Below are 17,742 nucleotides of genomic sequence, written 5' to 3'. Positions count from 1 at the left end.
GATGTTCCGCTTTATTTCTCAACGCCTGGCGATGTCGATCCCGACCTTGCTACTGATCTCGCTGATGGTGTTCGCGATCATCCGTCTTGTGCCGGGTGACCCCGCTTTGTTGATGCTTGGCGACATGGCCGACGCGCATAGCCTGGAGGTTGCCCGCGCGTCTCTGGGGCTGGACCAGCCCTTGCCGGTGCAGTTTGTGATCTGGCTCAAGGCCGTGCTCAGTGGTGATCTGGGGCATTCGATCACCACCAATGAGGCGGTGCTGCCGCTGATTCTGGACCGCTTCCAGGTGAGTGCCGGGATCGTACTGGTCTCGGTGTTGCTGGCCGCGTTGATCGCCGTGCCTGCGGGCTTGCTCGCCGCGTGGAAGCAGGACAGTGCGCTGGACTTTGGCGTGGTGTCGACGGCGACGCTGTTGTTGTCGATCCCGAGCTTCTGGCTCGGCCTGCTGTTGCTCTATGCCTTCGGTATCAAGCTCGGCTGGTTGCCGGTGGTGGGCTATGTGTCGTTCAGCCAATCGCCGTGGCAGGCGGTGACCTTTATCGTGCTGCCGATTGTCACGTTGACGCTGGTGGAGCTCGGCGCGATCACCCGTATGGCGCGGGCCAGTGCGATTGAAGTGCTGCGCCTGGAATACATCACCCATGCGCGGGCCAAGGGTTTGTCGGAACGCGCGGTGCTGTGGCGCCATGCGTTGCGCAACTCGTTTGCACCGACCTTGACCCTGATCGGCCTGATCCTCGGCAACTTGCTCAGCGGCATCGCGGTGCTGGAAACCGTGTTCACCCTGCCGGGCATCGGCCGCCTGATGGTCGACGCCATCTACGCCCGCGACTATCCCGTGCTGCAAGGCTGCCTGCTGCTGGTGACCTTTGTTTATGTGCTGGTCAACCTGTTGGTGGACCTGCTGTACCCGCTCTTCGACCCCAGGGTTAAGTTATGAATAAGCCCCTTCCCGTTGCGCCCGACGTGCTGCTGCCGGCACCGGCGCGTGCCCCCAGGGCCTGGCGTGTGCCGCCATTGAACGCACTGATCGGCGCGACGTTACTGGCGTTGCTGTTGATCATGGCCGCCCTCGGCCTGGTGTGGACGCCCCGCGACCCGCTGGCGTTGAACCTGCTGGCACGCTTGCAAGCGCCTACCGCCGCGCACTTGCTGGGCACTGATGAATACGGCCGCGATGTGTTGAGCCGCTTGATGATCGGCGCGCACACCAGCCTGTGGGTGAGTGTGTTGACGGTGAGCCTGGCGATTGTCGCCGGCACCTTTCTTGGCTTGCTCGCCGGTTTCCTGCGTGGCTGGGTCGACCGTGGCCTGATGATGATCAACGACGCATTGCTCGCGTTTCCGGGGATTCTGCTGGCGCTGGGCTTGATGGCGATCATCGGCCCGAGCCTGTACGGCATCGTCTTCGCCTTGAGTCTGGCGTACACGCCGTCGGTGGTGCGGGTGGTGCGCGGTACGGTGTTGTCGCTGCGTGAGAAAGAGTTTGTGGAAGCCTCGCGGGTGATCGGCAATTCAGAGCTGTACACCATGCTGCGCCACATCGCGCCGAACTGCGTGGCGCCGGTGTGCGTGCTGGCGACCAGCATGTTTGGCTGGGCGATTCTCGCGGAAAGCGCCTTGAGCTTCCTCGGCCTGGGCGTGCCGCCTCCGGCGGCCACCTGGGGCAACATGCTTGCGGCGAGCCGGCCGTACATTGCCACGGCCAGCTGGCTGGGGCTGTTTCCCGGGGTCTGCATCGCCATGGCGCTGCTGGCGTTCAACCTGTGTGGCGACGCCTTGCGTGACCGCCTTGATCCACGGATGAGTAAATGAACATGACTGACGTACTGTTGGCCGTCGATCACCTGAAAATCCGCGTCGGCGCCCATGGCCCGCTGGCGGTCAATGATTTGAGTTTCACCATCGCACCGGGCGAAATCGTCGCCTTGGTCGGTGAGTCCGGCAGCGGCAAGACCATGGCTGCCCGCGCCGCCATCGGCCTGCTGCCGCCGCCGCTGGAACATTGCGGCGGGCAGGTGCGGTTTCAGGGCCATGACCTCAACAGCCTCAAGCCCGAACAACTGCGCCTGCTGCGCGGGGCGAAGATCGGCATGGTGTTCCAGGAACCCATGGTCTCGCTGAACCCGTCCATGAGCATCGGTGAGCAAATGGCTGAGGGCCTGCGCCTGCACACCAAACTGACCGAGGAGCATATTCGCGCACGCAGCCTGGAGATGCTCGGCCATATCGGCATCAAGGACGCCGAGCGTTGCCTGGCGGCGTTCCCCCATGAGTTCTCCGGTGGCATGCGCCAACGCATCATGCTCGCCTCGGTGATGCTGCTGCGCCCGGCGCTGCTGATTGCCGACGAACCGACTACGGCTTTGGATTGCCTGGCGCAACTGGACGTGTTGAAGCTGATGCTCGACCTGACCCGCGAGCAAGGCACGGCGATTCTGTTTATCAGCCATGACCTGTCGCTGGTCGCGCGCTACGCCGACAAGGTGGTGGTGATGCGTGAAGGTCGCGCGGTGGAGCAGGGCACGATCGAACAGATTCTGCTGTCGCCCAAGGCCGAGTACACCCGGCAATTGCTGGAGGCTTTGCCACGCCGCGGTGAGTTGGCGGATCTACCGCCATCGGATCGCCCGTTACTGACTGTCAGGGACGTGTGCATTGAACACCCGGGCCCGCGCAGCTTTTGGGGCCGCAGCCAGTTCAAACGCGTGGTGCACTCGGCCAACCTGAGCATCGCACCGGGCGAAACCCTGGCCCTGGTGGGCGGCAGCGGCTCGGGCAAAACCACCCTGGGCCGGGCGATTGTCGGCCTGAACAAAGCCTGTGCCGGCACCATCGAGTTTGAAGGCGTGGACATTCTCAAGTCCGGCAACCGCGAGCATCGGCTGCAATGCCAGATGATTTTCCAGGACCCGTATTCGTCCCTCGACCCACGCATGAAAATCGGCGACATCCTCGCCGAGCCCCTGCGCCATGTGCCCGGCATGAGCGCCGAGCAAAAGCGTGAGCGCGTGACGAAAACCCTGCTGGACATCGGCTTGGCCGAGCAGTTTGTCGACCGCTTCCCGCATCAGCTCTCCGGTGGGCAACGCCAGCGTGTCGCGATTGGCCGCGCGCTGGTGCGTCACCCACGGCTGGTGATTGCCGACGAACCGATTTCGGCGCTGGACATGACCATCCAGAAGCAGATTCTCGAACTGTTCGAGCGCCTGCAGGCCCAGTACGGCTTTGCCTGCCTGTTCATCTCCCACGACCTGGCCGCCGTGGAGCGCATTGCCCACCGGGTGGCGGTGATGAGCGAGGGCAGGGTAGTGGAAATGGGCGCGCGTGATGAGATTTTCGACCGCCCGCAACACCCTTACACCCGCAAGCTGCTGGCCGCCGCCAGCCCCTTGGAGAAACTTGAAAACGGTGGCTACCGCATCCGCCAGGGCCCCGTACCGCTAGCGCTGTAACCCAGGACTGATTTCACCCGCCGCGCCAATCGCTGATTGGCGCGAATGGCGAAGCCACGTCCGAAGAACAATAAAAACCCCCAACCATGACACTGCCAGGAGCTTAAAAAAATGAAAAAATCCCTGACTCAACTCATCACAGGCGTAGGCGTCGTGAGCAGCGGGATGATCCCGTTCGCCGCCCAGGCCGACTTCATCAAGGACAGCAGCGGTACGCTGGAATTGAAGAACTACTACTTCAACCGCGACTACCGCGAAGCCGCATCGCAGTCGATGCGTGCGGAATGGGCGCAGGGTTTTATCCTGGGTATCAAGTCGGGGTTTACCGAGGGCACCGTGGGTTTCGGCCTGGATTTGACCGGCATGCTGGGAGTGAAACTCGACTCCAGCCCGGGCCTTTCGGGTACGGGTTTGCTGCAACGTGACAGCGACAAGAACGTCTCCGACGAGTACTCAAAACTCGGCGTGACGGGTAAGGCGCGTTTCGCCAAAAGCGAGTTGCGCGTGGGTTACCTGGTGCCGGACCTGCCGATTTTGCAGCCCAACACCAGCCGTCTTTTCCCGCAGTCGTTCAGCGGTACGCAACTGGTGTCCAACGACATCAGCAATCTCAAAGTCACCCTTGGGCAGATCGACCAGGCCAAGGATCGCGACTCCACCAACTATGAAGACATGAAGCTGACCACCGTCAGCAAGGTCTACAAAAGCACGGCGCTGAGCGACAAGTTCCGTTTTGCCGGGGGTGATTACTCGCTGACGCCGAACACGCTGGTCAGCTACCACTTCGCCGCGCTGGACAGCATCTACCAGCAGCAGTACGTGGGCTTCAAGAACAACTTCGGGCTGGGCGGCGGTACGTTGAAAACCGACGTGCGCTACTTCAACTCCGACAAGGACGGCGCGGGCCTGGCCGGCAAAGTCGACAACAGCGCATTGAGCACGCGCTTTACCTACCAGTACGGCGGCCACAGCATCGGCGGCGGTTTCCAGCGCCAGTACGGCACCACGCCGTTTACCTACCTGGACGGTTCGATCACCTACCTGTTTACCGAATACCAGTTCAGCAACTTTACCCAGACCAAGGAACAGGCCTGGCACGCGCGCTACGACTACAACTTCGCCGACCTTGGCTTGCCGGGCCTGTTGATGGGCATCAAGTACGCCAAGGGCGATTCGGCCGAGGTGATTGGCTTCAACGGCGAAGGGCGTGAATGGGAACGTGACCTGGACGTCAGTTACGTGGTGCAGAACGGGCCGTTCAAAGGCGTGTCGATGCGCTGGCGCAACGCCCTGAGCAAGGGCAACTACTTCAATGATGTGAACGAAAACCGCGTGATGCTGGGCTATACCCTGGCGCTCTGGTAGGCACTCAATAGTCCGATCAACTGTGGCTTATTTGTGGCGAGCGGGCTCGTCCCGCGTTGGGCTGCGTAGCAGCCCCATCGAAGCAACCGCGTTCCTGCAGACAACATGCGTTGCCTGGTTTTGGGACTGCTTCGCAGCCCAACGCGGGACAAGCCCGCTCGCCACAAGGGGCTGGTTCCCAAATGTTGATCGGATTTGCAGATCAAGATAGCCCTGGCCGCCCTTACGGGCGATCACCCGGTCTCGTTAGTATTTTTCTCAAGGTCCATCACTCGAATATCGAGACTTCCGGTTTATGAAACTTATTCAACACCCCTTGCTGCAAGCGACACAAGGCACCCACAGGTACGTGGACAGTGAGCACTACGGCGCGACGGGTGCGGGTCGAAAAATTTATATTCAAGCGGCGCTGCATGCCGATGAAACCCCGGCGATGCTGGTGGCCTCGCAACTGCGCCGGCACCTGGTGGCGCTGGAAAGCGCCGGGCGCCTGAATGCGCAAATCGTATTGGTGGCGGTGGCCAACCCGGCGGGTCTGGGCCAGTACATCATGGGCGCCCCGAGCGGGCGTTTTGAGCTGGCCAGCGGGCGCAATTACAACCGTGGTTTCCCGGTGCCGTATCAGGCGATTGTCGGCAAGGTCGAACACCTGCTCGGCCAGGACATCAACGCCAACCGCGAGCTGATCCGCACCGCCTGGGGCGAATGCCTGCGCGCCGCCCAGCCGATGGACGAGTACCAATCGCTGCAACAAACCCTGATGCTGCTGGCCCACGATGCCGACATCGTGCTGGACCTGCATTGCTCCCGCGAAGCGGCGATGCACCTCTACACCGGTGAGTCGGTGTGGCCGACCATCGAACCCCTGGCGCGTTACATCGGCGCCGAGGCCACTTTGCTGGCCACCGATTCCCAGGCCAATTCGTTTGATGAAGCGCTGTACCTGTTGTGGGTGAACCTGCGCGAACAAATGGGCGAGCGTTTCCCGATTCCCGACAGCAGCATTGCGGTGACGGTGGAGCATCGCGGGCAGCGTGATGTGTCCTACGAGCTGGCCGAGCATGACGCCACCGCGATCATCGATTACCTGACCCACCTGGGCGCCATTGAAGGCACACCGCGTCCGTTGCCGGCCTTGCGCAACCCGGCGACGCCGTTGGCCGGCAGCGAGCAGTTTTACGCGCCGAGTGCCGGCGTACTGGTGCACCGCGCCGCCGTCGGCAGCCGCGTCGAAGCGGGGCAGGCGTTGTTCGACATCGTTGACCCGCACAGCGGCGAGACGGTGACGGTGACGAGCCACAACACGGGCGTGCTGTACATGCGTCGCGATGTGCGCTTTGTGAAACCGGGTGATCCGCTGGGCCGCGTGTCCGGCGCCACGCCGATTCGCAGTGGCAAGCTGCTCAGCGCCTGATTGAAATGCGATTAAACCTGTGGGAGCTGGCTTGCCTGCGATAGCGGTCTGTCTGATGTACCGCTATCGCAGGCAAGCCAGCTCCCACAGTTGACCTCCTTTGTTCTTTAGATTTTTACCTGGCAGGACACCCCCATGCACTCGAACCCGGCTATCACCCTCGAAAACCAATTCTGCGCCCACAACTACTCGCCACTGCCGGTGGTCATCGTCAAGGGCGAGGGCGTCTGGGCCATTGGTGATGACGGCACGCGCTACCTGGACATGATGTCGGCCTATTCCGCCGTGAGTCACGGCCATGTACACCCGCGTATCCGCGCCGCCGCCGTGGCGCAGATCGACAAGATCAGCGTGGTTTCCCGTGCGTTCTACAGCGAGCCTTTGGGCAACTTCCTCAAAACCCTGTGCCGCCTCACGGGCTTCGATTCAGCCCTGCCGATGAACAGCGGCGCCGAAGCGGTGGAAACCGCAATCAAGGCCGCACGCCGCTGGGGTTATCGGGTCAAGGGCATTGCGGCGAATCAGGCGAAAATCGTGGTGGCCGACAATAACTTCCACGGTCGTACCTCAACCATCGTCGGCTTCTCGTCCGAGCCGGACTACAAGGCCGACTTCGGCCCGTTCTGCAACGGCTTCACCGAAGCGCGCTTTGGCGATATCGAGAGTTTCCGCCAAGCGATCACCGCCGACACCTGCGCGGTGCTGATCGAGCCGATCCAGGGTGAAGCCGGCATTCGCGTGCCGCCGGCCGGGTTCCTGCGTGAGTTGCGCCAGCTGTGCGACGAGACCAATACCCTGTTGATTCTCGACGAGATCCAGTCGGGCCTGGGCCGTACGGGCAAGTGGTTCGCCTTCCAGCACGAAGGCATTCGCCCGGATGCGCTGATTCTCGGCAAAGCACTGGGCGGCGGGATCATGCCGGTGTCGGCGTTTGTGGCCGACCACTCGATCATGGATCTGTTCGACGCCGGCAGCCACGGCTCCACCTTTGGCGGCAACCCGTTAGCCGCTGCCATCGGTCTGGAAGCGTTGAACGTGCTCGAAGACGAAGGCTTGATCGACAACAGCGCGAGGCTCGGCCAGTACCTGGTGGAGCGCCTGACGGCGATGAATTCCCCGGCGATTCGCGAGATTCGCGGGCGTGGCTTGTGGGTCGGCGTAGAGCTGGACCGTGACGCGCGGCCGATCTGCGAAGCCCTGCTCGCCGAAGGCCTGTTGACCAAGGAAACCCACGAAAACGTGCTGCGTATTGCGCCGCCGTTGTCGATCACCCGCGAAGAACTCGACTGGGGCCTGGCGCGCATCGAGCGTGTGTTTGCCCAACTATGAGCGACTTTCTTAGCCACTTGCACATCGACGGGCAGCGCTTCGCCTATATCGACCTGCATAAACTGCTGACCCCGGAACAACTGCATCGGTTGCCGTATTCAGTGCGCATCCTGCTGGAAAACATCGCCCGCTGTACCCCGGCCGCGTTGCCGCAGGTGCTGGCGCGGGCAACCGGCAACGGGCCGGATTGCGAGGTGCCGTTCCAGCCCAACCGCCTGATGTTCCATGACACCACCTGTTTGCCGGCGCTGGCGGATTTCGCCGGGATGCGCGACGTGGTGGCCGAATTGGGCGGCGACCCGACGGCGGTGAACCCGGCGATCCCGGCGGTGCTGACCATCGACCATTCGGTGATCGTCGAGCATTACGCCGAAGCCGGCGCGGTGGACGCCAACCTCGACATCGACTTTCGCCGCAACAGCGAGCGCTACCGCTTTATCAAGTGGGCCCAGGCCAGTCTGGACAACTTCAAGGTGATCCCGCCGGGCACGGGGATCATCCACCAGATGAACATGGAGGCCATTGCGCAGGTGGTGTGGGAAAGCCCGGCGGCCGACGGCGGTGTGTTGCTGCACCCCGATTGCATGGTGGCGACCGACAGCCACACGCCGATGATCAATGCCATCGGCGTGCTCGGTTGGGGCGTGGGCGGGCTGGAAGGGCAGGCGGCGATGCTCGGTGAGCCGGTGCCGATACCGTTTCCGCACGTGGTCGGGATTCGTGTGAGCAATGCGCTGCGAGCCGGTGTGACGGCCACTGATTTGGCCTTGACCGTGACTGAGCTGTTACGTCAGCGCAGCATGGTCGGCAAGTTTGTTGAATTTACCGGGCCGGGGTTGTCGTCCCTGAGTTGGGCGGCGCGCGGTACGGTGGCAAATATGGCGCCGGAATACGGCGCCACGGTGGTGTTTTTCCCGTTTGATGACGAGACCCTGTCCTACCTGGAATTGACTGCGCGACCCAAGCCGTTGCTGGCCAAGGTAGCAACTTACATGGCGGCGCAATCGCTATGGCGCCAGGAAGGCGAGCCGCAACCGCACTTTGATGAGCTGATTGAACTAGACCTGGCGCACGTCGAACCGAGTGTGGCGGGGCCCCATCAGCCCCATCAGCGTCAGTCGCTTGCAAATGCGGCCGCCTCGTTTCATCAGCAGGTACAGGGTGAACCCGGTCAGCAGTTTTTTGAGCCGTCATTCGACGCGCCGCTGACCCACGGCGCCGTGGTGATGGCGGCGATCACCAGTTGCACCAACACCGCCAATCCGGCGCAGATGATTCAGGCCGGGTTGCTGGCGCGTAATGCGCGGGCGCGGGGTGTGGGGCGCAGGCCGTGGGTCAAGACGTCGTTGTCGCCGGGTTCGCGGGTGGTGGCGGATTATCTGGAGGCGGCGGGGTTACTGGAGGATTTTGCCGCGCTGGGTTTTGACCTGGCGGGTTTTGGTTGCATGACCTGTATCGGCAATTCCGGCAGCCTGGAGGCACACGTCGAAAGCTTTGCTCGGCAGGGCCTCAAGGGGGTGGTGGTGTTGTCGGGCAATCGCAACTTTGAAGGGCGGGTCAACCCGAACGTGCCGGCCGGGTATCTGGCGTCGCCGGCGTTGTGCGTGGCCTATGCGATTGCCGGGAGTATCGACATCGACCTGTCGAGCAGCCCGTTGGCGATGGATGCCCAAGGCAAACCGGTGTACTTGCATGAGCTGATGCCAGCTGATACCGAGGTGGCTGCGCAAGTGGCACGCGTAGTGCGCCCGGTGTTGTTCCAGCAACGGAGCGAGCTGTTGTGGCAGGGCACGCATCACTGGCAGGCGCTGCAAGCCGATGGCAGCGTGCAGTTTGGCTGGCACGCGGATTCGACTTACCTGCGGCGCCCGCAGTATCTGGCGGACGTGCAGCCACTGCCCGCGAAGAGCCTGTCTGTGCGCAATGCGCGGGCCTTGGTGGTGCTGGGTGATGACGTGACCACCGACCATATCTCGCCCGCCGGCACCATCCCGCCCGACAGCCTGGCCGGTGCCTGGCTGCGCGAGCGTGGCGAGGCCGAGGTGGATTTCAACCAGTACTCCACCCGCCGAAGCAACCACGAAGTGATGGTGCGCGGCGCCTTCACCAACCCGCGTCTGCACAACCTGCTCGACCCGCAGCAAGCGCCGCGCCGGGGCGTGTGGGCGTGGAATGCCGACCACAGCGCCTACCAGCCGCTGTACCTGGCGGCGCACAGCTACGCCGCTACGCCAACGGTGCTGTTTGCCGGGCTCAACTACGGCGCCGGTTCCAGCCGTGATTGGGCGGCCAAGGTGCTCAGCCTGCTGGGGATCAAGGCGGTGGTGGCGCGCAGTATCGAGCGCATTCACCGCAGCAACCTGATTGGCATGGGCGTGCTGCCGCTGGTGTTCGGTGCAGGCGCCTCGGTGCAGGATTTGGCGCTGGACGGCAGCGAGCGCCTGACCTTCCTGGGGCTGGACACGCTTCACGTCGGTGAGAACCCGATCACCTTGCAGGTTGACCGCGCTGACGGCCGTGTCGAAACGTGCTTGTTGGCCCTGCGCCTCGACTCGCTGCAAGAGCTTGGGTACCTTGAGCACGGCGGCGTATTGCCGTTTGTGATCCGCAAGACCGTGCAACGGACTCGCCAAGGAGCGCCCCATGATTGACCCGCAAGTGCTGCACCAACTGGCCCCCGACGGCGTACTGCGCGCCGCCATCAACTTCGGCAACCCGGTACTCGCGCAACGCGGCCCGGGCGGCGAGCCACAGGGGGTTTCCGTGGTGCTGGCGCGCGCGCTGGCCGAGGCGTTGGGCGTCGAGCTGCAACTGATTACTTTCGATGCGGCGGGCAAGGTTTTCGCCGCGTTGGCCGACGATATGTGGCGGGTCGCGTTTCTGGCCATCGAGCCGGTGCGCGAGAAGGAAATCGCCTTCAGCGCGCCTTATGTGGCGATCAAGGGCACGTATCTGGTGGCGGCGGATTCAGCCTTTACCCATGTCGCGCAACTCGATGTACCGGGTCGACGCATCGCCGTCGGCCAGGGCGCCGCCTATGACCTGTACCTGAGCCGCACGGTGCAGCACGCCGAACTGGTGCGGGCGCCGACGTCCGCCGCAGCGGTGGACTGGTTTATCGAGCAAGGCCTGGACGCGGCGGCGGGCGTGCGGGATTTCCTGCAGACGAAGATTTCGGCGCATTGGCGGCTGGTCGAGGATGACTTCATGACCATCCGTCAGGCCATGGCAGTGCCGGTGGCGCATGCAGCCGCTGCCGCGTTCGTCAGATCCTTTGTCGAACGGCAGAAAGAGAATGGCGTGGTGAAGCGAGGTTTGCTGGACAGCGGGCAGAGCGCTGAACTACAGGCGACGCAGGAATGATTTGACGATGTGGCGGGTGGCGTCGGTGGTGTCGAGCTCGTCCATGGCGCTGTAGTCGTGCCACTGGCAGTCGATGATTTCGTTGCACGGCCTGGCGTCGGCAAGGTTGACCACTGACGCTTCGAACACGTGATGCACCGTGTCGCGGGCCTTCAACTCCTGCAAGTACAGCAGCCCGTCCACGTTCAACCCGGTTTCTTCTTCCAGCTCCCGTTCGGCCGCGCCGACCGGGCGCTCGTCCTGTTCGACCTTGCCGCCGGGCAAGGCCCATTTTGATCTGGCTTTGCGCACGAAGAGGATATGCCCCTCGTGTTCGCAAATGACCGTGGCGCGTATTTTCATCCTGTGTGCCCCCGTAGCGTGATGAATGTCATAAAAGTGTAATGCAATTGTCATGCTCAGTGGCGGTGGCGCCGACGTGAGGGGTTGTGGATACTGCCTGATTGATGAAAACGGACGAGGAATACAGATGACTACCGTACGTTGGGGCATGATCGGTTGTGGCAGTGTCACTGAGTTGAAGAGTGGACCGGCATTCTACAAAGCGCCAGGTTCTGCCTTGGTGGCCGTGATGGGGCGCCGCGAAGAGGCCGTGCGCGATTATGCGGCACGCCATGGCATCGCCCGTTTCTACACCGACGCTCAGGCACTGATCGACGACCCCGAAGTGGACGCTGTGTACATCGCCACTCCACCCGACAGCCATCTGGAATACAGCCTGATGGTGGCCGCGGCCGGCAAGCATTGCTGCGTCGAGAAGCCCATGTCGCTGAATGCCGAACAAAGCGCATTGATGCAGCGCACCTTCGAACGTGCCGGGCTGCACTTGTTTGTTTCTTACTACCGTCGCTCGTTGCCGCGTTTCCAGCAAGTACGCGACTGGCTGCAGGACGGACGCATCGGCGAACTGCGTCAGCTCACCTGGAGCCTGTGCAAACCTGCGGCGGTTGAAGACGCCAGCGCTGCCAACTGGCGCACCGACCCGGCAGTTGCCGGCGGCGGCTACTTTGCTGACCTCGCCAGCCATGGCTTTGACCTGTTTCAGTACCTGGCGGGCGATATTGTCGAGGTCACCGGCTTTACCGCACGCCAGGCCGGAGCGTATGCGGCGGAGGACGCGGTGACGGCCTGCTGGACTTTCAGCTCAGGCGCGCTGGGCATGGGTTGCTGGAACTTTGTGGCAGACCGTCGCGAAGACAAGGTTGAACTGATCGGCAGCCGTGGGCGCATCACCTTTGCGGTGTTTGAAGACCAGCCGCTGCAGCTTGAGGGCGAGACGAACGAGGTGCTGGCGGTGCCGTGCCATGCGCATATCCAGTGGCACCATGTGTTGAATATGAATGCACATATTCGTGGCGAAGCCGAGCATCCTTCGCTGGCAATCGAAGCGTTGAAGACCGATCGGATTCTCGACAAGGTGCTGCAGCGTAATCCCCATCTACCGGGGTAATGGATGTTTTCAAGGAACAGACGGATGAAATACCTGATGCTGGTATGGCTGGCGTTTGCCACCTGCACAACGGCGGCGCCGCGTGGTCAAGGCACGCCGGGAGAATTTGATTTTTATGTGCTGTCGCTATCATGGTCGCCGACGTTTTGCCTGACGCACCCGGACAACGAACAGTGTTCGGGCAAGGGCTATGGCTTTGTGTTGCACGGTTTATGGCCGCAGTACGCGAAAGGCGGGTGGCCGGCTTCCTGTGACTCGCAGTCGCGCTTGAGCCGCGAAGAAATGGACAAGGGCGCTACGCTGTTTCCAACCCGTTCGCTGCTCAAGCACGAATGGGCCAAGCACGGCACCTGCACCGGCCTTGAGCCGCTGGCTTACCTGGAAAAAACCGATGCCGCGCTGGGGGCGGTGAGCATTCCGCAGCAATTACAACCCTTCAACACGCCGCCGTCATTGCAGGCGCGTGAGATCGAAGCGTTGTTTCGCGAAAGCAACCCGCGCATGGGCAACCGTGGGCTGGCGGTGATCTGCAAGGGCAAGGTGCTGTCGGAGGTGCGCGTGTGCCTGACCAAGGACCTGGCGTTCGCCGGTTGCCCGCGCAGCGTGAAGACGCAATGCCGCAACGGCGATATCCGTATTCCGTCGCAGCGCTAAGGCCAGGACGCACGCGCTTACTGTGGCGAGCAGGCTTGCCCTGCGCTGGGCTGCGAAGCGGCCCCGTTGAAGCCACCGCGTTATTCCTGCTGCATCGCAGCGAATGGTTTCAGGGCCGCTTCGCAGCCCAACGCGGGGCAAGCCCGCTCGCCACAGGTGACTTATCGCCTGTGAACGCTAAGGCAGCATCGCCACGCGATAGCGTTCGTCAAAATCCTCGGCCAACTGCGCCAGGGTCACATCGCCCAGGCGCTGCAACAGCAGGGCCTGGGCCTGCTCGAAGGCATCGGTCAGGGCCGCGTTCACCGCCTGTTCCACCAGGCATTCCGGATGGTCGGTGGACAGGCCGATGGCGAATATCGACGGTGTACCCAGGGCGTGGTGAATCTCCAGCAGGGTGATTTCACTCAAGGGTTTGCCCAGGGTCCAGCCGCCCTGATGGCCTTTTTCCGAGCGCACGTAACCTTTTTCCTTGAGCAGCCCGAGCGTGCGCCGCACCACTACGGGGTTGGTGCCGAGCATCTGCGCGATGGTTTCCGAGGTGGCGCGCTCTTCATGGCGGCCCATATGGATCAGCACGTGCAGCATGCGCGAAAGCCGGGTGTCGTTTCTCATCCAGAAGCCTCAAGTCGATTCGCCGCAGAGTATCGTTCGTAACCTGAATAGTTGCGAGACTCTTGACGTCTTATTTTCATGTAACTTATGGTGTGCCGTGAAAGCGCCCGGACAACCGGGTGCGCCGCAAAACGAGATCGCACACATGATTTATGACGTCATTATCGTGGGCGGCAGCTATGCCGGCCTGTCGGCGGGCCTGCAACTGGCGCGGGCGCGGCGCCAGGTGTTGGTGATTGATGCAGGGCAAAGGCGCAACCGGTTTGCGGCCACCTCCCATGGCTTTCTGGGGCAGGACGGGCAGCCGCCAGAGGTCATTGCCGCAGAAGGTCGCAGCCAGTTGATGGAATATCCGACGGTGACCTGGGTGCAAGACAGCGCGCAGCAAGCGTTGCAGCAGGCGGACGGTTTCAGCATTCATACCCTGTGCAACGGAGCATTCCAGGGCAAACGCCTGATCCTCGCCACCGGTGTTGTGGACGAATTACCCGCCATTGAAGGTCTGGAGGAGCGTTGGGGCAAACGGGTATTTCATTGCCCGTATTGCCACGGTTACGAGTTGGATCAGGGCCGCATCGGTGTGCTGGCAACCTCACCGTTGGCGATGCACCACGCGCTGATGCTGCCGGACTGGGGCACCACCACCTTGTTCACCAATGGCATTTTTACACCGGATGCCGAGCAACAGGCGCAGCTGGATCGGCGTGGCGTGACGGTGCACAGCGGTGCGGTCAGGCGTATCAGCGGCGAGCGCGCCGATGTGGAGCTGGAGGATGGGCGAGTGTTCAGCCTGGACGGTGTGTTCACGATGGCGCGCACGCGCATCAGCCCGCTGGCGGGGCAATTGGCTTGTGAATTGCTTGATGGCCCTACGGGCGCTTATCTGCAGACTGACGAAATGCGCCAGACCTCAGTTCCCGGCGTGTTCGCCTGTGGCGATACCGCCCTGGCGGCAGGTTCGGTGGCGTTGGCGGTGGGCGAGGGCGTGCGCGCCGGGGTGGGCGCGCACTTCTCGTTGATCACGGGTTGAGGTAGACCGGGCTGTCGGTGGACAGCGAGGCTTTGACCGCGTGGGTCATGTCGGTGATCAGCGCTTCTTCGCGGTCTTCGCTCAGGGCTTTGAGGGTGATGGCGACCACTTCCTGAGGCGTGCTTTTCGGCGCCTGGATGTCGGCGACCATGTCGGTGTCGATGTAGGCCGGGTGCACGCCAATCACCAGGGTTTTCTGCTCGCGCAACTCGGCGCGCAGCCCGTTGGTCAGGCCCCATTGGGCGGATTTGGAGGTGCTGTAGCCGCCGGTACCCGCAGGGCTCAGCCAGCTCAATACCGAGAGGATATTGATCAGCGCGCCACCACCTTGCTTGGCCAGAGTTGGCGCGAAGGCGCGTGTCACGCGCAGGGTGCCGAAGGTGTTCACTTCAAAGTGCTGTTGCAGGTTTTCAATGCTGTCTTCAGCCAGCAGCGAGCCGTATTTGAGGAAGCCGGCATTGTTGATCAGCACACTGACGTCGGTGTACTGCTCGGCGGCGCGCTGCACGCTGGCCGCGTCAGTAATGTCCAGGGCGATGGGCGTGCTGCCGGGGATATTCACGCTGCTCGGGTCACGCGCTGCGGCATAGACCTTGGCGGCGCCGGCTTCGAGAGCGGCGATGACGAACGCTTTGCCCAGGCCACGGTTGGCGCCGGTAACCAGTACGACTTTTCCACGAATATCCATGATGCTCTCCACACGACGGTTTTGGTTTAATGATGAAACTGTTTTTATCCTGCGCGTGTTGGTCCTATAATGCAACCTAATATTTCAAATTGCCTGGAGGCCCGACGATGAAACGCAAATGCCTGGAAGGCGATGTCTGCCCGGTCGCCCGTGCACTGGACGTGGTGGGGGATTGGTGGACGCTGTTGATCATCCGCGACGCCTTTGCCGGGGTGACGCGTTTCGGCGATTTCCAGAAGCACCTGGGCGTGGCGAAAAATATTCTCGCCACGCGCCTCAAGGACATGGTCGAGCAAGGCCTGCTGCAAACCAGCGAAGTCGGCGCGCGCAGTGAATATCAACTGACCGACAAAGGCCGCGCGCTGATGCCGGTGCTGGTCACGCTGGCGCAGTGGGGCGAGGTGCACACCGAGCCGGAGGAAGGCGGCACCCGCGTGCTGGATGCGCGCTGTCTCCAGCCTTTGCGCAAGGTCGAGGTGTTTTCGCAGGATGGCCGCCTGCTGGGTATTGAAGATATTGTCACCCAGGTGCCAGGTGCCAGGTGCCAGGTGCCAGGTGCCAGTGGCTTGATGGCGCGCACGCGCTAGACTCCGCAGCAACGCCCTTCAGCACAAAGGACATCGCTTGAGCGCCGACTTCGAGAGCAAGACCACATTCCAGGGGCTGACCTTCAAGCTGTATCGCGGGGAGGGCGCGGCGCTGTTGGCGTTTGACCTTGCTGCGGACCTTGCCACGCCGGATTTTGTCGGCTTCAGCATCGAAGTGCGCTACCCCGGCGCCGACCACTGGGGCGTGCTGCACAACCGTCTGCACTTCGATTACCCGCCGACCCCGGAGCAGCCCCGCAGCTTTCCCTCGACCGAGGCGCCGTTCCAGAAATTCCGCTGGATCCACGTGCCCAGCGAGATCCTTCCCGGCCTGTTCCGTTACCGCGTCACTGCCTGCTACATGGGCGCCGACGGTATGTTGCGCAAGGGCATCAGCCTGGAAAACCAGGTGTCCCTGGAAGCGCAAACCATCAGCGATTTCGTCAACATCGGCTTCACCCGCGGCTTTGCCTCTTCCCAGGCCTACGGCGATCGCTTCAACAACGAAACACGCATCCTGCCGCCCGCGCGCTCGGCACCCAGGGCCTATCTGGACCTGGACATGACGCCGTTTGAAAAAAACTACGCGTGGCTTGGATTCGAGGCGCGGCAGTTGATCCTGCAAGTGCTGGAGCAAGTGACAAACGACCCCGAGCTGACCCTCGACGCGCTGATTTACGAAAGCAAGGAACCGGACATCCTGCACCGCCTCGAAGGCCTCGGCCCACGGCTGCGGGCGATCATCGATGACCATGGCGACCAGGGCGCCGCCGACAGCTGCGAAAGCCTCAGCGCGGCGCGTTTGACCGCTGCCGGGGCGCAGATCAAGCGCCTGCATTTCTCCAGCCAGCAGCACAACAAAGTATTGATCGTGCGCCGCGCGGGCAAAGCGATTCGGGTACTCGGCGGCTCTACCAACTTTGCCCTGCGCGGGTTGTATATCCAGGCCAACAACGTGTTGCTGTTTGACGATGAAACCGTGGCCGGCAAGTTCGCCGAAGTGTTCGATGCCTATTGGACCGCCCCCACCACCTTTCGCAAAAATCCGCTGTCGCAACAGTGGTGGGTGGTGCGCGATCAGCCCGGTTCAAAAGTCTCGTTGTGCTTCGCGCCCCATGCCGACAGCGCGCTGTCGCTGGACCCGATCGCCAGCAGCATCGAACAGGCCACCAGTTCGGTGCTGTATTCCATCGTGTTCCTGAGCTTGATCAACGGCAAAGTGCGTGATGCCCTGGATGCGTTGATGCAGCGCGCGTTGTTCTCCTATGGCGTGGCGCAGCGCACCGGCAAGCTGGCGGTGCGCAAGCCGGATGGCTCGGTGGGCTTGCTGCCGTTCAGCTACCTGGCGAGCAATGCGCCGGCGCCGTTCAAGGCGGAATGGTCGGGCAATGCGGGGAACATGGTGCACAACAAGTTCGTGGTCATTGATTTCAACGGCGCCAACCCCACGGTGTACACCGGCTCATCCAACCTGGCCGGGGGCGGCGAGAAAAACAACGGTGACCATCTGATTCGTATTGAAGACCGCAAAATCGCCGTGGTGTATGCCATCGAAGCATTGCGCCTGTTCGACCACTTCCATTTTCGCTTCAATGCCAGTCAGCCGGGCGCGCTGAAAACCTTGCGCCTGGCCAAGCCACCGGCAGCGGGGGAGAAGACCTGGTTCGACGCCTACTACAGTCCCGGCCATGTGAAGGCGCGGGACCGCGAGCTGTTCGTCAAATAGCGACAGGGGGGTATTTTCTTCAATACCGCGAGTGTTTGGTCCTTTACCGTGACGGCCTCTTCA

The 17,742-nt window shown here is 62.4% G+C and carries 16 protein-coding genes; 13 read left to right on the top strand and 3 right to left on the bottom strand.

What is annotated here, in order from left to right:
* Window position 1 precedes the first annotated feature (1 nt).
* The 8 genes from BFW87_RS28555 (at window position 2) to BFW87_RS28515 (ending at window position 10,929) form a co-directional block, all read left to right on the top strand.
* Window positions 2-943, top strand: a complete 942-nt coding sequence (locus BFW87_RS28555) for an ABC transporter permease (RefSeq protein WP_078743062.1) — start codon at window positions 2-4, stop codon at window positions 941-943.
* Window positions 940-1,818 carry an ABC transporter permease gene (locus BFW87_RS28550; RefSeq protein WP_078743061.1) on the top strand — a complete coding sequence of 293 codons (879 nt, stop codon included), beginning with the start codon at window positions 940-942 and terminating at the stop codon, window positions 1,816-1,818. Before BFW87_RS28555 ends, BFW87_RS28550 begins: the two co-directional genes overlap by 4 nt.
* Window positions 1,815-3,458 (top strand): ABC transporter ATP-binding protein, encoded by a 1,644-nt coding sequence (locus BFW87_RS28545; RefSeq protein WP_078743060.1) that lies wholly within the window; start codon window positions 1,815-1,817, stop codon window positions 3,456-3,458. Before BFW87_RS28550 ends, BFW87_RS28545 begins: the two co-directional genes overlap by 4 nt.
* Window positions 3,459-3,569: 111 nt before the next feature.
* Window positions 3,570-4,823: an OprD family porin gene (locus BFW87_RS28540; protein WP_078743059.1), complete on the top strand. Its 1,254-nt coding sequence runs from the start codon at window positions 3,570-3,572 to the stop codon at window positions 4,821-4,823.
* Window positions 4,824-5,118: 295 nt separating this feature from the next.
* Window positions 5,119-6,237 (top strand): succinylglutamate desuccinylase/aspartoacylase family protein, encoded by a 1,119-nt coding sequence (locus BFW87_RS28530; RefSeq protein ID WP_078743057.1) that lies wholly within the window; start codon window positions 5,119-5,121, stop codon window positions 6,235-6,237.
* A 135-nt stretch (window positions 6,238-6,372) separates the two neighbouring features.
* Complete coding sequence (rocD, locus tag BFW87_RS28525) at window positions 6,373-7,566, top strand: ornithine--oxo-acid transaminase (protein WP_078743056.1); 1,194 nt, start codon at window positions 6,373-6,375, stop codon at window positions 7,564-7,566.
* Entirely contained in the window at window positions 7,563-10,217 is a 2,655-nt protein-coding gene (acnA, locus tag BFW87_RS28520) for an aconitate hydratase AcnA (RefSeq protein ID WP_078743055.1), read from the top strand. Before rocD ends, acnA begins: the two co-directional genes overlap by 4 nt.
* Window positions 10,210-10,929 (top strand): transporter substrate-binding domain-containing protein, encoded by a 720-nt coding sequence (locus tag BFW87_RS28515; protein WP_078743054.1) that lies wholly within the window; start codon window positions 10,210-10,212, stop codon window positions 10,927-10,929. Before acnA ends, BFW87_RS28515 begins: the two co-directional genes overlap by 8 nt.
* Here BFW87_RS28515 and BFW87_RS28510 read toward each other — a convergent pair.
* On the bottom strand, window positions 10,909-11,271 hold the full coding sequence (locus tag BFW87_RS28510) for an NUDIX hydrolase (RefSeq protein ID WP_078743053.1): 363 nt from the start codon (window positions 11,269-11,271) through the stop codon (window positions 10,909-10,911). The two genes, BFW87_RS28515 and BFW87_RS28510, sit on opposite strands and share 21 nt — an antisense overlap.
* Before the next feature lie 127 nt (window positions 11,272-11,398).
* Here BFW87_RS28510 and BFW87_RS28505 point away from each other — a divergent pair, with 127 nt between their 5' ends.
* Both BFW87_RS28505 and BFW87_RS28500 read left to right on the top strand, forming a co-directional pair.
* Complete coding sequence (locus BFW87_RS28505) at window positions 11,399-12,379, top strand: Gfo/Idh/MocA family protein (protein ID WP_078743052.1); 981 nt, start codon at window positions 11,399-11,401, stop codon at window positions 12,377-12,379.
* Between the two features lie 24 nt (window positions 12,380-12,403).
* A complete protein-coding gene (locus BFW87_RS28500; protein ID WP_078743051.1) occupies window positions 12,404-13,033 on the top strand; it encodes a ribonuclease T2 family protein in 630 nt (209 codons plus the stop codon).
* 177 nt (window positions 13,034-13,210) lie between these two features.
* Here the strand turns inward: BFW87_RS28500 and BFW87_RS28495 are convergent, their stop codons facing one another.
* On the bottom strand, window positions 13,211-13,648 hold the full coding sequence (locus BFW87_RS28495; RefSeq protein WP_078743050.1) for an Rrf2 family transcriptional regulator: 438 nt from the start codon (window positions 13,646-13,648) through the stop codon (window positions 13,211-13,213).
* A gap of 145 nt (window positions 13,649-13,793) precedes the next feature.
* On the opposite strand from BFW87_RS28495, the gene BFW87_RS28490 reads away from it, so the two are divergent.
* Window positions 13,794-14,678, top strand: a complete 885-nt coding sequence (locus BFW87_RS28490; RefSeq protein WP_078743049.1) for an NAD(P)/FAD-dependent oxidoreductase — start codon at window positions 13,794-13,796, stop codon at window positions 14,676-14,678.
* Here the strand turns inward: BFW87_RS28490 and BFW87_RS28485 are convergent.
* Window positions 14,668-15,366, bottom strand: coding sequence for an SDR family oxidoreductase (locus tag BFW87_RS28485; protein WP_078743048.1), 699 nt, complete (start codon window positions 15,364-15,366; stop codon window positions 14,668-14,670). The genes BFW87_RS28490 and BFW87_RS28485 overlap by 11 nt on opposite strands.
* 107 nt (window positions 15,367-15,473) lie before the next feature.
* Between BFW87_RS28485 and BFW87_RS28480 the strand changes: the two genes are divergently transcribed.
* Together BFW87_RS28480 and BFW87_RS28475 are read left to right on the top strand one after the other, a co-directional pair.
* On the top strand, window positions 15,474-15,953 hold the full coding sequence (locus BFW87_RS28480; protein WP_078743047.1) for a winged helix-turn-helix transcriptional regulator: 480 nt from the start codon (window positions 15,474-15,476) through the stop codon (window positions 15,951-15,953).
* A gap of 37 nt (window positions 15,954-15,990) precedes the next feature.
* Complete coding sequence (locus BFW87_RS28475) at window positions 15,991-17,679, top strand: phospholipase D-like domain-containing protein (RefSeq protein WP_078743046.1); 1,689 nt, start codon at window positions 15,991-15,993, stop codon at window positions 17,677-17,679.
* Window positions 17,680-17,742: the final 63 nt, after the last annotated feature.

The organism is Pseudomonas fluorescens (genome assembly GCF_002022275.1).
Lineage (GTDB): Bacteria > Pseudomonadota > Gammaproteobacteria > Pseudomonadales > Pseudomonadaceae > Aquipseudomonas > Aquipseudomonas fluorescens_AJ.
Note: the sequence above shows the minus strand (reverse complement) of the source record. Positions and strands in the feature narration are given on the sequence as shown.

What these genes read in the sequence shown, in the direction of transcription:
- BFW87_RS28555 (WP_078743062.1), top strand. Translation starts at nt 2, where the DNA reads ATGTTCCGCTTTATTTCTCAACGCCTGGCGATGTCGATCCCGACCTTG.
- BFW87_RS28550 (WP_078743061.1), top strand. Translation starts at nt 940, where the DNA reads ATGAATAAGCCCCTTCCCGTTGCGCCCGACGTGCTGCTGCCGGCACCG.
- BFW87_RS28545 (WP_078743060.1), top strand. Translation starts at nt 1,815, where the DNA reads ATGAACATGACTGACGTACTGTTGGCCGTCGATCACCTGAAAATCCGC.
- BFW87_RS28540 (WP_078743059.1), top strand. Translation starts at nt 3,570, where the DNA reads ATGAAAAAATCCCTGACTCAACTCATCACAGGCGTAGGCGTCGTGAGC.
- BFW87_RS28530 (WP_078743057.1), top strand. Translation starts at nt 5,119, where the DNA reads ATGAAACTTATTCAACACCCCTTGCTGCAAGCGACACAAGGCACCCAC.
- rocD (WP_078743056.1), top strand. Translation starts at nt 6,373, where the DNA reads ATGCACTCGAACCCGGCTATCACCCTCGAAAACCAATTCTGCGCCCAC.
- acnA (WP_078743055.1), top strand. Translation starts at nt 7,563, where the DNA reads ATGAGCGACTTTCTTAGCCACTTGCACATCGACGGGCAGCGCTTCGCC.
- BFW87_RS28515 (WP_078743054.1), top strand. Translation starts at nt 10,210, where the DNA reads ATGATTGACCCGCAAGTGCTGCACCAACTGGCCCCCGACGGCGTACTG.
- BFW87_RS28510 (WP_078743053.1), bottom strand. Translation starts at nt 11,271, where the DNA reads ATGAAAATACGCGCCACGGTCATTTGCGAACACGAGGGGCATATCCTC.
- BFW87_RS28505 (WP_078743052.1), top strand. Translation starts at nt 11,399, where the DNA reads ATGACTACCGTACGTTGGGGCATGATCGGTTGTGGCAGTGTCACTGAG.
- BFW87_RS28500 (WP_078743051.1), top strand. Translation starts at nt 12,404, where the DNA reads ATGAAATACCTGATGCTGGTATGGCTGGCGTTTGCCACCTGCACAACG.
- BFW87_RS28495 (WP_078743050.1), bottom strand. Translation starts at nt 13,648, where the DNA reads ATGAGAAACGACACCCGGCTTTCGCGCATGCTGCACGTGCTGATCCAT.
- BFW87_RS28490 (WP_078743049.1), top strand. Translation starts at nt 13,794, where the DNA reads ATGATTTATGACGTCATTATCGTGGGCGGCAGCTATGCCGGCCTGTCG.
- BFW87_RS28485 (WP_078743048.1), bottom strand. Translation starts at nt 15,366, where the DNA reads ATGGATATTCGTGGAAAAGTCGTACTGGTTACCGGCGCCAACCGTGGC.
- BFW87_RS28480 (WP_078743047.1), top strand. Translation starts at nt 15,474, where the DNA reads ATGAAACGCAAATGCCTGGAAGGCGATGTCTGCCCGGTCGCCCGTGCA.